Annotated in this window: 13 protein-coding genes; 10 read left to right on the forward strand and 3 right to left on the reverse strand. The window is 70.4% G+C overall.

Translation table 11 applies throughout. The annotated features are described in order from the left end of the window. Positions 1-282: 282 nt before the first annotated feature. The gene (locus ACTWOL_RS30375) at positions 283-1,272 is read left to right on the forward strand and encodes a fibronectin type III domain-containing protein (RefSeq protein ID WP_474300046.1); all 990 of its coding nucleotides are present in this window, start codon (positions 283-285) and stop codon (positions 1,270-1,272) included. Between the two features lie 79 nt (positions 1,273-1,351). Here ACTWOL_RS30375 and ACTWOL_RS30380 read toward each other — a convergent pair whose 3' ends face one another. Further along, complete coding sequence (locus ACTWOL_RS30380; RefSeq protein WP_474300047.1) at positions 1,352-1,720, reverse strand: DUF4267 domain-containing protein; 369 nt, start codon at positions 1,718-1,720, stop codon at positions 1,352-1,354. Positions 1,721-1,805: 85 nt separating this feature from the next. Here ACTWOL_RS30380 and ACTWOL_RS30385 point away from each other — a divergent pair, with 85 nt between their 5' ends. The 8 genes from ACTWOL_RS30385 to ACTWOL_RS30420 all read left to right on the forward strand — a co-directional run bounded on the left by ACTWOL_RS30385 (position 1,806) and on the right by ACTWOL_RS30420 (position 10,095). After that, entirely contained in the window at positions 1,806-2,390 is a 585-nt protein-coding gene (locus ACTWOL_RS30385; RefSeq protein ID WP_474300048.1) for a TetR/AcrR family transcriptional regulator, read from the forward strand. Positions 2,391-2,588: 198 nt separating this feature from the next. Next, positions 2,589-3,722, forward strand: a complete 1,134-nt coding sequence (locus ACTWOL_RS30390; protein WP_474300049.1) for a molybdopterin-dependent oxidoreductase — start codon at positions 2,589-2,591, stop codon at positions 3,720-3,722. Further along, entirely contained in the window at positions 3,722-4,141 is a 420-nt protein-coding gene (locus tag ACTWOL_RS30395) for a hypothetical protein (RefSeq protein ID WP_474300050.1), read from the forward strand. Before ACTWOL_RS30390 ends, ACTWOL_RS30395 begins: the two co-directional genes overlap by 1 nt. A gap of 194 nt (positions 4,142-4,335) precedes the next feature. After that, positions 4,336-6,084 carry an ABC transporter substrate-binding protein gene (locus ACTWOL_RS30400; protein WP_474300051.1) on the forward strand — a complete coding sequence of 583 codons (1,749 nt, stop codon included), beginning with the start codon at positions 4,336-4,338 and terminating at the stop codon, positions 6,082-6,084. A 12-nt stretch (positions 6,085-6,096) separates the two neighbouring features. Next, the gene (locus tag ACTWOL_RS30405) at positions 6,097-7,080 is read left to right on the forward strand and encodes an ABC transporter permease (RefSeq protein WP_474300052.1); all 984 of its coding nucleotides are present in this window, start codon (positions 6,097-6,099) and stop codon (positions 7,078-7,080) included. Further along, positions 7,077-8,063 (forward strand): ABC transporter permease, encoded by a 987-nt coding sequence (locus ACTWOL_RS30410; RefSeq protein WP_474300053.1) that lies wholly within the window; start codon positions 7,077-7,079, stop codon positions 8,061-8,063. Before ACTWOL_RS30405 ends, ACTWOL_RS30410 begins: the two co-directional genes overlap by 4 nt. Continuing rightward, on the forward strand, positions 8,063-9,082 hold the full coding sequence (locus ACTWOL_RS30415; protein ID WP_474300054.1) for an ABC transporter ATP-binding protein: 1,020 nt from the start codon (positions 8,063-8,065) through the stop codon (positions 9,080-9,082). The genes ACTWOL_RS30410 and ACTWOL_RS30415 overlap by 1 nt, the downstream gene beginning before the upstream one ends. Next, positions 9,079-10,095 carry an ABC transporter ATP-binding protein gene (locus ACTWOL_RS30420; RefSeq protein ID WP_474300055.1) on the forward strand — a complete coding sequence of 339 codons (1,017 nt, stop codon included), beginning with the start codon at positions 9,079-9,081 and terminating at the stop codon, positions 10,093-10,095. Before ACTWOL_RS30415 ends, ACTWOL_RS30420 begins: the two co-directional genes overlap by 4 nt. Before the next feature lie 60 nt (positions 10,096-10,155). On the opposite strand, the gene aceB is transcribed toward ACTWOL_RS30420, so the two are convergent. Both aceB and ACTWOL_RS30430 read right to left on the reverse strand, forming a co-directional pair. After that, positions 10,156-11,787 carry a malate synthase A gene (aceB, locus tag ACTWOL_RS30425; RefSeq protein WP_474300056.1) on the reverse strand — a complete coding sequence of 544 codons (1,632 nt, stop codon included), beginning with the start codon at positions 11,785-11,787 and terminating at the stop codon, positions 10,156-10,158. Positions 11,788-12,198: 411 nt separating this feature from the next. Further along, positions 12,199-12,810: a nucleotidyltransferase family protein gene (locus tag ACTWOL_RS30430; protein ID WP_474300057.1), complete on the reverse strand. Its 612-nt coding sequence runs from the start codon at positions 12,808-12,810 to the stop codon at positions 12,199-12,201. 296 nt (positions 12,811-13,106) lie between these two features. Here ACTWOL_RS30430 and ACTWOL_RS30435 point away from each other — a divergent pair, with 296 nt between their 5' ends. Next, positions 13,107-13,589 (forward strand): DUF5955 family protein, encoded by a 483-nt coding sequence (locus ACTWOL_RS30435; RefSeq protein ID WP_474300058.1) that lies wholly within the window; start codon positions 13,107-13,109, stop codon positions 13,587-13,589. The last annotated feature ends 35 nt before the right edge of the window (positions 13,590-13,624 follow it).

Here is a 13,624-nt window from a genome sequence, read left to right on the forward strand (position 1 = left end):
CCTGCGGAGGGACCACCCGGGTGCCTCGGCCGGCTCTGGGGGGATGCTCTCGTCATATGCCCCCATCTTCACTGGGTAGGTAACGCACGGAGAAGATGTGAATACAGTGTGAGAGGGGCGCTCGGGGGCGCGCGCCCAAATGCCGGGCGCTGTCGGCGTAGTGACGGTGCGCAGCCGGGGGTGAGTGGTCAGGGTCGGCCTGACGGCGTCGTGCGCACCACCAGGTCGCCACCCTTGCGGGGAGGGCCCAGCCGTGCCATAAAGGTCTGGACCATTGCCTCGGTGAACGGAGGCAGTACGGTGCAACGCTCATGGCAGGCAGTCGCGTTGGTGGGTGCGTTCGTGCTGCTGTCGGCGGGCGGCTGCGATGACGGCGCCGCTGACGGGGACGGCGTCGGTCCCACCGCGCCGAGCGGAGTCACCGCCCATGCGGGCAGCGCCCGCTCCGTGCACGTCATGTGGGATCCCGTCGGGGACGACCGGGGAATCGCTGTCTACGAGATCTACCGCGACCGTACGAGAGTGAAGTCCGTCCCCGCCGCGATCCGCATGTTCGATGTGAGCGGGCTGTCTCCGTCGACCGCGTATACCTTCACCGTCCGCGCTGTGGATGCTGCGGGTCGCGTCTCACGGCACAGCGCCCCTGTCACCGTCACCACCCCGGCGCCCGCCGCGGAGGACACTCGGCCGCCGAGCCGTCCCGGTGCTCCGAAGGGCCGGGCCGAGGGCCCGAGTTCGGTGACCTTGTCATGGGGCCCGTCGTACGACGGGACCGCCGTGACGGCCTACGACGTCTATCAGGCCGGCTCCCGTATCCATACCGTGCCGGGCATCGTGACCCGTGCGCGCATCCAAGGTCTGCGTCCCGGGACGGTCTACACCTTCACGGTCAGGGCCAGGGACGCGGCGGACAACTCGTCGCCCGGCAGCGTCCCGCTGGATCTCACCACCGGGTCCGCGCCGGGCCGGGGTCCGGGCACGGCGCCGACCGCGCTGAAAGTCACCGTCCGGGCCGTCGGTGCCGCGCACCACATCGATCTGAGCTGGATGCCGCCGATGACCGGCGCCCCGGTCAAGGAGCATCAGCTGTTCCTCAACGGCAGACTCGCCACCACCGTCGTGTGGGGCGCGCAGCCACCGCCGGGCCGGGTTGCCTACAGCCTCACCGTCGCCGACCGCCCCGGCACCCGCTACTCGGTGAAGCTGCGGGCGAAGCTCCCCGACGGCAACTGGGGCGACTTCTCGGCGCAACGCACGGTCGTGGTCGGCTGAGGCCCACTCCGGTGATACCGGGGAACACCTGGCGGACCACGCGTCGGTGCGTCGGGAAGCCGCGTGAACGGGCGTCTGTTCAGACGGCGAAGAGCAGCCCGGCGCTGATCAGGACGGCGACGGCGGTGGCGAAGTGGATGCCGAACGCGACCGCCTTGGTGCCGCCGTTGCGGAGCACTATCAGGGTGTCGCCGAGTGGTACCAGCGCGATGAACAGCATGAACCAGGCCTCGGCGCGGGCGCCCGCGAGGACGAGGAGGGCCAGGCCCAGAATGCCGCAGGCGGCATCCCGCAGTCCCTTGATCGCGAGGTAGGCGGGGTCGCCGTCCGGCTTGGCCGGTACGCCGTAACCGGCGGCGGCCGCGCGGGGCTGGAGCAGGAAGCGGGCCCCGACGAACAGCACGAGCAGGTCGAGGACGACGGCCAGGGTGTACGCGGTGACGGTCACGCCAATCTCCGTTCTAGCGCTGCTAGTTGTGAGAGCGAAGCTAGCATTGCACCGGTAGGAAATCTAGCGGTGCTAGAATCTCTCCATGTCGATCACGAAGCGCCGAGAGCGTGAACGGGCCGAGCGTGAGCAGTTGATCATCACGACCGCACGGGAACTGGCGGAGACCGAGGGCTGGGCCGCCGTGACGACCCGGCGGCTCGCTGCCGAGATCGAGTACAGCCAGCCTGTTCTCTACAGCCACTTCAAGGACAAGGGTGCGATCCAGGCCGCGGTCGCCGTGCAGGGGTTCGCCGAACTGGCCGCCGAGTTGCGTGCGGCGCGCACCGCGACCGGCGGGGCGCGCGAGACGCTCGCCATGGTGGGAGCGGCGTACTCGTCCTTCGCCCGGGAACACCCGGCGACGTACGGCGCGATGTTCACCCATCCCGTCGACCTGCCGTTCGCCACCCCCCAGGCCCCGGCCGCCTTGCGCGACGCCTTCGGTGAACTGCTGCAGGCCGTCGAGCCGCTCGCCGCCGCCGATGACGACCCGGGCATCCTCACGGAGACCTTCTGGGCCGGTCTCCACGGGCTGGTCACCCTCATGCGCAGCGGACGCCTTCCGGCCGACGCGCACGAGCGGCGACTGGCCCTGCTGATCGGGCACTTCGCCCCGCGGGAGAGCTGACCCGGGCGGTCCCGCGCCGCGCCGGGTTCCGTGCCGTATCGGGTCCCGCGCAGTATCGGGTTCCGTGTCGCCTTCCGCGCCGCACCGGGTTCCGGGTCCCGCGCCGCGCCGGGGCCGCGCGTCCGGACTTCGCGGCGTCAGCATTTCGTAAGACGCTCAAAGCCCCACGGCAGCGCTCGAGCGAGTGTCATGGTCACCATGAAACTGCGCCTGTCCCCACCGTCCTTCTCCGGGCGGCTGCACGATGCGCGGACGGCCACATCGGTCGGACGCTGGCTCGGAGCCGCCGTCCTGGTGTGCTTCGTCACCGGTCTGATCAGTCACGTGCTGCAGCATCCGCCCTCGTGGGCGGCCAACGCTCTGCCCAGTCGGCCCTCCTGGGGATACCGGCTGACCCAGGGGCTCCATGTGGCCGGCGGAATCGCCGCGATCCCGCTGCTGCTGGCGAAGCTCTGGACCGTCTACCCGAGGCTCTTCGCATGGCCGCCGCTGAGGTCGGTACGGCATGCGCTGGAGCGTCTGTCGGTGGCCGTCCTGGTGGCCGCGGGCGTCTTCGAGCTGTTCTCCGGGCTGCTCAACACCGTGCAGTGGTACCCGTGGCCGTTTTCGTTCGTCCCGGTTCACTATGCGCTGGCCTGGGTCTTCGTCGGCTCACTCGTCCTGCACGTGGCCGTCAAGGCGCCTGAGATCAAAGCGCATTGGCGTGCGGCGTCTTCCGGCACCCTCGCCCTGCCGGTCTCGGACGGGCCGGACCGGCGCTCGTTCCTGCGTGGCGTCACGGCGGCGGTCGGCGCGGTCACGCTCACCACCGTCGGCCAGTCCTTCACTTCGCTGGGCCGCTTCGATCTGTTCGCTCCCCGTCACCCGGACCACGGCGTCCAGGGGCTTCCGGTCAACCGCACGGCCGCTGCGGCGGGTGTGGAGAACGTGTCGGTGCGGGACTGGCGGCTGACGGTGACCGGGCCCCGGCCGTACCGGCTGACCCTCGACGAACTGCGCGCCATGGCGCAGCACGAGGCCGTCCTGCCCATCGCCTGTGTGGAGGGCTGGAGCAAGTCCGCGCACTGGCGCGGTGTACGGATCCGGGACCTGCTCGACCAGGCGGGCGCCCCGCCCCACGCGATGCTGCGCGTCGTGTCGATGCAGAAGAGCGGCGGATACCGGGTCACCGAGATGGCGCACACCTACGCCCGTGACGAGCTGACGCTGCTCGCCCTCGAGCTCAACGGCGAAGTCCTGTCGCCCGATCACGGGTTCCCCGTGCGCATCATCGCGCCCAACAGGCCCGGTGTGCTGCAGACCAAGTGGGTTCACCGGCTGGAGGTCCTGTGATGCGTGTGTTCTTCGGCGCCGTCGGTGTCGCGGCTCTGGGCTACGGCGGATGGCTGCTGTTCGACGACGGCCAGTACGTCGAGGTCGCGTTCTGGCTGGCCGGGGCCGTGGTGCTGCACGACGGGATCGTCGCACCGCTGGTGCTGGCCGCCGGGCTGCTGCTGGCGCGCGCGGCACTGCGCGGTCCTGCGTACGGGGCGTTGCGTGCCGCGGCGATCGTCGCCGGCTCGCTGACGGTGGTCGCCCTGCCTCTGTTGCTGCGGCCCGGCGCACCGGCCAATGAATCGGTGGTGCCCCTGGACTACGGCCGGAACCTGCTGATCGCCCTCGGGGTGGTGGCCGCGTACACCGCGGGACTGCTGCTCCTTCGGCGTTTGCGCGCTCTGATCGAGGAGCGGAGATCCGTCGAGGAGCGTTGACGTGGAACGGGGAGTCGGGCGGGCCGGGGCAGCATATGCCCTGGCCCGACTCGCTTTCCGGTAGTCAGCTCGGCCAACTCGCCCCCGGGTCACGGCTCGAAAACAAAGGCACCGACGTCTTGTCAGTGCAATTTCACATTACTATGTTACCCGTCACACATCGCGCGTGAAAGCTCTCACCGGAAGTGACCCACATGACCAGACGCACCCAACTCGCCGTCGCCACCGCCCTGCTGACCGCACTGGCGGCCGGGGCTTCGGGCTGTTCCCCAGCGGACTCCCCGCAGAAGGCGGGCGGCCATGGGAAGAACCCCGCCGCGGCGAACGCAGGCAAGATCCTCGGCGGCACTCCGGCCAAGGGCGGCACGCTGACGGTTCTGTCCAACCAGGACTTCGCCCATCTCGACCCGGCCCGCAACTGGGTCATGCCGACCATGGACTTCGGCACCCGGCTGCTCTACCGCACGCTCGTCACCTTCACGTCCCAGCCCGGCGCGGCCGGCAGCCGGATCGTCCCCGACCTCGCCACCGACCTCGGCACCCCCTCCAACGGCGGCAGGACATGGACCTTCAAGCTCAAGGACGGACTGAGATACGAGGACGGCTCACCCATCACCGCCCAGGACGTCAAGTACAACGTCGAGCGCTCCTTCTCCCCGGACCTCACCGGCGGCCCCGACTACGCGGCCCGCTACCTCGCCGGGACCAAGGGCTACACCGGTCCGCTCACCGGAAAGCACCTCGACTCGGTCAAGACCCCCGACGCGCGCACGATCGTCTTCGAACTGGCGCGCCCCGTCGCCGACTTCGCCTACACGGCCACCCTGCCCACCTTCGCCCCGGTGCCGAAGTCACAGGAGAGGGGCGCCCAGTACGACGCGCGACCGTTCTCCTCGGGCCCGTACAAGATCGAGTCGTACGACCGCGACAAGAAGCTCGTGCTGGTTCGCAACGAGCACTGGGACCCGAAGAGCGACCCGGTCCGCAAGGCCTACCCGGACCGGTTCGTGGTCCTCATGGGCCTCAAGGGCGGGCAGATCGACGACCGGATCATCGCGAGCAGCGGGGCCGACGCCTCCGCGGTGGCCTGGTCGGACATGCGGCCCGAGAGCGTCCCCAAGGTGCTCGGAAAGGCCGACATCGGACAGCGGTTGCTCGCGGAGTCGCAGGGCTGCACCGAGATGCTCCAACTCAACACCTCACGCCCACCGTTCAATGACGCCAGGGTCCGCGAGGCCATGCAGTACGCCGTCGACAAGGGGGCCGTGCTCACCGCGGGCGGCGGCCCCGCGCTGAACGACATCGCCACCGCCTATCTGCCGCCCGCACTGACCGGCGGAAAGCAGGCCGACCCCCTGGCCGTCAAACCCGAGGGCGACCCCGCCAAGGCGAAGGCCCTGCTGAAGGAAGCGGGCCTGGAGAAGGGCTTCAGCACCACCGTCACCGTCTCCACGGGAGACAAGACCAAGGCGGAGGCGCTCCAGCAGGGACTGTCCCGCGTCGGCGTGAAGGTCACGATCGACACCGTCGATCCGGGCGCCTACTACGACGTCATCGGTGACACCCGCAACGCACCCGACATGGTGCTGGCCGGCTGGTGCCCCGACTATCCCTCGGGCTCCACCTTCCTGCCCTTCGTCTTCGACGGCCGCACCATCAAGGAGAAGGGCAACTCCGGTAACTACGCGCAGTTCCGGGACGAGCCCACCATGCGGCGGATCGACGAGATCAACGCCATGACGGACGCGCAGGCGGCAGGCCGGGCCTGGACCGACCTCGACGCCCGCATCCTCGCCAAGTCCCCGGCCGTTCCCCTGCTTCTGGAGCGCAAGCCGCTGCTCGTCGGCACCAATGTCGCGGGCGCCTTCGGCCATCCCGTCTGGGCCGGCCAGGTCGACTACGCGACGATCGGCCTCAAGGACCCCTCGAAGAGCCAGGGCTGAGGCGCGACGGCCATGACCGCATCCGCGCCGCCATCCGCATCCGTCCCCGCCCCCGGGCCCGTCGCCGAGCAGGGCGCGGGAGACGCCCCTGTTCCTCCGGGCAGCAGTCCCTGGCGCCGCGCCCGCACGGAGCTGTGGCGCCGTCCTTCCGTCCGGATCAGCCTCGCCGTCGTCGCCCTCTTCGCCTTCATGGCCGTCACGGCCCCCTGGCTGAGCGCGCTCGGCGGCTGGGGCCCCGAGGCCTTCGACAAGAACGCCGTCGACCCCTACCTCGGCGGACTGCCGTTCGGCCCCTTCGGCGGGATCAGCGCCGACCACTGGCTCGGCGTCGAACCCGGCACCGGCCGCGACCTGTTCGCCCGGGTCGTGCACGGCGCCCGGGTCTCCCTCCTCATCGCGTTCACCGCCACCGCCGTCGTGGTGCTCGTGGGCACCGCGGCGGGCATCGTCGCCGGCTACTTCGGCGGACGCGTCGACGCCGTACTCAGCCGGCTGATGGACCTCACCATGTCCTTCCCCTCCCTCATCTTCATGATCGCTGTGATGTCGGTGGCGAAGGACGTCAACCGGATCGTGCTGATGACGGCGGTCATCGGGCTGTTCGGCTGGCCCGGCATCGCCCGTGTCGTACGCGGCCAGACGCTCTCCCTCAAGCACCGCGAATACGTCGACGCCGCACGCGTCGCAGGTGCCCGGCCCTGGCGGATCCTCACCCGCGACATCCTGCCGGGCGTCTCGGGCCCCGTCATCGCGTACACGACCCTGCTCGTCCCGGGCATGATCAGCACCGAGGCCGCTCTGAGCTATCTCGGCGTCGGCGTCCGGCCACCCACCCCGTCGTGGGGCCAGATGATCGCCGAGAGCGTCGCCTTCTACGAGACCGATCCGATGTACTTCCTCATCCCGAGCACCTTCCTCTTCCTCGCCGTCCTCGCCTTCACCCTGCTCGGGGACGCGCTGCGGGACGTCCTCGACCCGAGGGGCGGTCGCGTATGACCCTTTATCTGATACGCCGCCTCGCCGCGGTCGCGGGCGTCCTGCTCGCCATCACAGCCGCCACCTTCGTCATCTTCTACGTCCTCCCGGCCGATCCCGCGGCGGCCGCCTGCGGCAAGTCCTGCAGCCCGGAACGGCTGGCCGCGGTACGCCACCACCTCGGCCTCGACCAGCCGCTGTGGCGCCAGTTCACCGGTTTCCTCGGCGGACTGTTCACCGGCCGCACCCTGGGCACCGGCCAGTACGCGGTGCAATGTGACTTCCCGTGCCTCGGCTACTCGTACGAGAACTCCGTCCCCGTCTGGGACCTGCTCCTCGACCGTCTCCCGGTCTCCGTGTCCCTGGCCGTCGGCGCCGCGGCGCTGTGGCTGCTGCTCGGTCTCGGCACCGGTGTCGTCGCGGCCCTGCGCAAGGACACCCTGACCGACCGCACCCTGATGGTCGGCGCGGTCGCCGCCGCCTCCCTGCCCGTCTACTTCACCTCGGTCCTGCTGATCTACGGAGTGATCCGGGTGGCAGGACTGCTGCCCTACCCCACCTACCGGGATCTCACCGACGACCCGCTCGGCTGGGCGTCCAATCTGCTGCTGCCCTGGGTGGCCCTCGCGCTGCTCTACGCGGCCATGTACGCACGCCAGAGCCGTGGTTCGATGATCGAGGCGATGGCCGAGCCGTACATCCGCACCGCCCGCGCCAAAGGCCTCCCCGAACGGACGGTGGTCGTCAAACACGGACTGCGGTCCGGAATGACTCCCATCCTGACCCTCTTCGGCATGGACCTCGGAGGGCTGCTCGCCGGCGCGGTCATCACCGAGTCCATCTTCGGACTGCCAGGCGTCGGAAGGCTGTTCTACGGAGCACTCGTCAACGCCGACCAGCCCGTGGTCCTCGGCGTGACCCTGCTCGCCGCCTTCTTCATCGTCGTCGCCAATCTGGCCGTCGACCTCCTCTACGCCGTCGTCGACCCGAGGGTGAGGTACTGATGGCCGCCCTGCTCGAAGTGCGCGAACTGCAGGTCACGTTCACCACCGCCGCCGGTCCTGTACGCGCGGTCGACTCCCTCGGCTTCACCGTCGAGGCCGGCCGCACCCTCGGCATCGTCGGAGAGTCCGGTTCCGGGAAGTCGGTCACCTCGCTCGCCCTGATGGGACTGCACCGCGGCGCGGCACGGGTGTCCGGATCCATCGTCTTCGACGGCCGCGAACTGGCCGGACTGCCCGAGAAGGAACTGTCCGGGCTGCGCGGACGCCGAATGGCGATGATCTTCCAGGACCCGCTGTCCAGCCTCCACCCGTCCTATACGGTCGGCGAGCAGATTGCGGAGCACTTCCGCCTCCACTTCCGCTCCGGCCGTGCCGCCGCCCGCCGCCGCGCCGTCGACATGCTCGGCGAGGTCGGCATCCCCGAACCGGCCCGCAGGGCAGGCGAGTTCCCGCACCAGTTCTCCGGCGGCATGCGCCAGCGCGTCATGATCGCCATGGCGCTCGCCTGCGAACCGGACCTGCTGATCGCCGACGAACCGACGACCGCCCTCGACGTGACCGTCCAGGCGCAGATCCTCGAACTCATCGCCCGCGTCCAGGAGGAACGGGGCCTCGGCGTCATCATGATCACCCACGATCTGGGCGTGATCGCCCGCGTCGCCCACGACGTGCTGGTGATGTACGGCGGAAGGGCGGCCGAACAAGCCCCCGTCGAGGCGCTGTTCGCCCGGCCCGCCCACCCGTACACCCGCGGTCTGCTGGACTCGATGCCGCGCCTCGACGACGGGGACGAGGCGCCGCTGCGCTCGATCCCCGGCACCCCGCCCTCGCTCGTCGCCCCCGCCCCGGGCTGCGCCTTCGCCCCGCGCTGTGCGCTGTCGGCATCGGCCACGGGGGAGGAGCGGCAGCGCTGTGACGCCGAACGCCCCGCCTTCGTCCCACTCGACGACCGGCACCCAGGCCATCTGACGGCCTGCCATCTCACGGCCGCCGTGCCGGTGACGGAGGACGCCCGATGACAATGAAGGCGAACGCCCTCGCGCCAGAGCGCGCACCGACCACGCTGCTGTCCGTGCGCGACCTCGGCAAATCCTTCCCCGGCAGGCGCGGCCGTACGGGCAGGCGCGGCGCCCCGGTCAGGGCCGTGGACGGGGTGGGCTTCGACGTCGCGGCGGGGGAGAGCTTCGGGCTCGTCGGTGAGTCGGGCTGCGGGAAGTCCACGACGGGGCGCATGATCGTGCGCCTCCTCGAACCCACCTCCGGTTCCGTCGTCTTCGACGGCAGCGACATCAGCCATCTGTCCGCGGGCAGGATGCGCCCACTGCGGCGCCAACTGCAGATGGTCTTCCAGGATCCGCACTCCTCCCTCAATCCCCGTCAGACCGTGTCCCGGATCATCGCCGACCCCCTGCTGGTGCAAGGCTGGACGGCGGCCGACGCACGGCGGCGCGCGGTGGAACTGATGGATCTCGTCGGGCTGATCCCCGAGCATCTCGACCGATATCCGCACGAGTTCTCGGGCGGCCAGGCCCAGCGCATCGGCATCGCCCGTTCACTCGCCACCAGCCCCCGGCTGCTGGTCGCCGACGAGCCGGTCTCGGCCCTCGATGTGTCCGTCCAGGCCCAGATCGTCAATCTCATGGAACGACTGCGCCGCGACCTCGGCCTTGCCTACGTCTTCATCGCGCACGACCTCTCCGTGGTCAGACGGGTATGCGACCGCGTCGCGGTGATGTACCTCGGCCGGATCGTCGAGATCGGCGACAAGCACGAGGTGTACGGGCGCCCACTGCACCCGTACACCCGGGCGCTGCTGTCGGCCGTACCGCTTCCCGACCCGGTCGCCGAGCGGCGCCGGGAACGCATCACGCTCCATGGCGACCCGCCGAGCCCCGCGGCGCCGCCGCCCGGCTGCACCTTCCATCCCCGCTGTCCGAAGGCGCAGCCGGTCTGCCGCACGGAGCAGCCGCTGCTGCGGATCGGCGGCCCGGGCGACAAGAGGGAGGTCGCCTGTCACTTCCCCGGCGACTGATACATGGGTGCGCCCCCTGGTGCCGTGCGGTACCAGGGGGCGGCGGGTGGTCGCGGAGGGTCAGCCGACCAGCTGCTCGTACGCCGGGAGCGTCAGGAAATCCGCGTAGTCCGCGTCCAGGGACACATGCAGCAGCAGGTCGTGGGCCTGCTGCCACTTGCCCGCGGCGAAGGCATCCTCGCCGATCTCCTCGCGGATCGCGGTCAGTTCCTCCTCGGCGACCCGGCGGGCCAGTTCCGGAGTCGCCTTCACGAGCTTGCCGTCGTGCTCGAACTCCACACCGGCGTTGATCCACTGCCAGATCTGGGAGCGGGAGATCTCGGCGGTGGCGGCGTCCTCCATCAGATTGAAGATGGCGACGGCGCCGAGGCCGCGCAGCCAGGCCTCGATGTAGCGGATGCCGACCTGGACGGCGTTGCGGAGCCCTTCGTAGGTGGGCCTGGCGTCCAGGGAGTCGATGGCGATGAGGTCGCCCGGCGCCACCGAGACGTCCTCGCGCAGACGGTCCTTCTGGTTGGGCCGGTCGCCCAGCACCGCGTCGAAGGAGGCCATCGCGACCGGGACCAGGTCGGGGTGGGCGACCCAGGAGCCGTCGAAGCCGTCGGCGGCCTCACGGTCCTTGTCGGCCCTGACCTTCTCGAAGGCGACCTTGTTGACCTCGGGGTCCTTGCGGGAGGGGATGAAGGCGGCCATACCGCCGATGGCATGGGCGCCGCGCTTGTGACAGGTGCGGACGAGGAGTTCGGTGTACGCGCGCATGAACGGGGCCGTCATGGTCACGGCGTTGCGGTCCGGCAGGACGAACTTGGCGCCGCCGTCACGGAAGTTCTTGACGATGGAGAAGAGGTAGTCCCAGCGGCCGGCGTTGAGGCCCGCGGCGTGTTCGCGCAGCTCGTAGAGGATCTCGTCCATCTCGTACGCCGCCGTGATCGTCTCGATCAGGACGGTGGCGCGGACGGTGCCCTGAGGGATGCCGACGTAGTCCTGGGCGTAGACGAAGATGTCGTTCCAGAGACGGGCCTCGAGGTGCGACTCGGTCTTCGGCAGATAGAAGTACGGGCCCTTGCCGAGGCCGATGAGCCGCTTCGCGTTGTGGAAGAAGTACAGCCCGAAGTCCACGAGCGCACCGGGGACCGGGCGGCCGTCGACGCGCACATGGCGCTCCTCGAGATGCCAGCCGCGGGGGCGCATGACCACGGTGGCGAGCTCTTCGGCGGGCCGCAGGGCGTACGACTTGCCCGTGCGGGAGTCGGTGAAGTCGATCCTGCGTTCGTACGCGTCGATCAGATTGAGCTGGCCGAGGACCACGTTCTCCCAGGTCGGGGCCGAAGCGTCCTCGAAATCGGCGAGCCAGACCCGGGCGCCCGAGTTGAGGGCGTTGATGGTCATCTTCCGGTCGGTCGGACCGGTGATCTCGACCCGGCGGTCGTTCAGCGCGGGTGGTGCGGGCGCCACCCTCCAGCTCTCGTCCTCCCGGATCCGTGCCGTCTCCGGGAGGAAGTCCAGCGTGCTGGTGCGGGCGATCCCGTCGCGGCGCTCCGCACGGCGGGCGAGGAGCTCGTCACGCCGGGGCGTGAACCTGCGGTGCAGCTCGGCGACGAAGGCGAGTGCCGCGTCGGTCAGTACGTCCTCCTGCCGGGGCAGCGGCTCGGCGTCGACGATGGCCGGCGGGGAGGGCACTGATGCGGACATGAGCTGTCACTTCCTTCGGGAGCTTCACGGGCGGTGCCGGGCGGCCGTGGTCGTGGGTCGCAGGCCATGGCGTCGGATCGTGGCGTAGGGCGTGGCGTAGGGGCGTGGCATCGGCACTCCGTGCCAGGGCTACGGGCCGCGGTCTCCGGCCCCGTATGGGGTGGCAGATGCTTCTGATCAGTGGATAGTAGTTACCGCATGGTGGAAGTTCAATGGTTTGTTGATGTCGAGATTCTCCGGGTCGACACACCGTGGCGCTCGGTGCCACCCCGCTCACTCAAGGTGCGGCTGCGTCCGGGGGCTGTCGCGCCGAGCGGCCGCGGCAACGGCCGCGGTCGACCGCGCCGGGCGCGTCGCACGGCGCCCGACCGTGGCGCCGCCTCCTCCCGGTGTCGCGTCCGGCTGTGGTCCTCACTCGAGATGAGCCAGATCCTCCGGTGTGTCGATGTCGTACGCCTCAGCCACATCGCCGCACTCCACGAGCGTGATCCCGGCCTCGTGCTCGCGTAGATAGTCCCGGGCGCCGCGGTCCCCCGAGGCGCGCTCGGTCACTCCCTCCCAGTGGGCGGCGCCGAAGAGCACGGGATGACCCCGTCGCCCGTCGTATGCCGCCGAGACCAGCGCCGAAGGCGAGTCGTACGCGGCCACGACGCGGGCGATCGCGGCCGCGCCGATACCGGGCTGATCCACCAGCGAGACGAGGACCGCGTCCGGCCTGCTGTCCGCTGCGGCCACCGACGCGAGGCCGACGCGCAGCGAGGAGCCCATCCCCTCCTCCCAGTCCGCGTTGACGGACACGGCGCAGCCCGACAGATCGGCATCCCGCTGCACCTGGTCGGCTGCCGCGCCCAGGACCACATGGACGGAGCGGCAGCCGCCCGCGCGCAGTACGCGCACCGCGTTCTCGACCAGGGGGCGGCCCCGGTACTCCAGCAGGGCCTTGGGGTGTCCGCCGAGCCGCCGACCGCCACCGGCCGCCAGTACCAGGCCCGCGACCTGCGGTCTTTCTGACGTGTGAACCATGCTCCCTGCTTACCCCATCGGGCGGCGGTATGCCCCGACCCGCCCGGGCAGGGTGTCGCCGGGGCTGCCGGTGCTCCATGGTGGGAGCCCGGTCGCAGCCGCGGCCCGACGGGTCGCGGACGGGTGGCGCACTGGGGGTCGGAAGTAGCCACGTGGGGCTGAATCCCGGAAGGCGGAGTGGCGGACTCCGCTAACGATGGCGTTAACTTGCCCGCGACCCAAGACGTCTGACCATCGTTCGGCGGGTCGTACACCGGACGCCGGGACGTGCGAGGGGGAGTGCTGTGTTGCGAAGCATGGGGCATACGCGGGTGACAGGGAGCGGTGAGGATTCGAGGGTGGCGGAGCTGAGCTCCGCCGTTTCCCGTCTCCGCCGCGAACTGGCGGGCTATCCGGCCGAGTTCGCTGATCGCGCCGTCGCCGAGGACGAGCTTGCGGCGATGGCCGCGATGGCGGCCGGAGCGGTGCCGGAGATCCGGCGACTGCGGCGTTCGCTCCTTCTTGTCGTCGGCTCGATCGGTTCGGTGAGCGCGCTCGCTCCCGGGCTCGACGATGTGCGCAGGGCCGTGGAGTCATTCGGTGAAGCTGCCGACGAGCTCCAGGGCGGCCCGTACCGCGCCCCGGGCGGCGGGCTTCGCGGCGGCTCGGTCGGCGGTATGTGCGGTGGCATGGCGGGCGGGGCGTACGGCGGTGCGCTCGACGGCGGTACGAGCAGTGGTCCGCGCCGCGACCGGGGTGACGGTGTGCGCCGCGACCCGGACGGCGAGCCGAAGCGCTGATGCCGGGACAGGCCGGCGGACAGACCCGCGGACAG

It is taken from the genome of Micromonospora sp. IBHARD003, assembly GCF_056106285.1.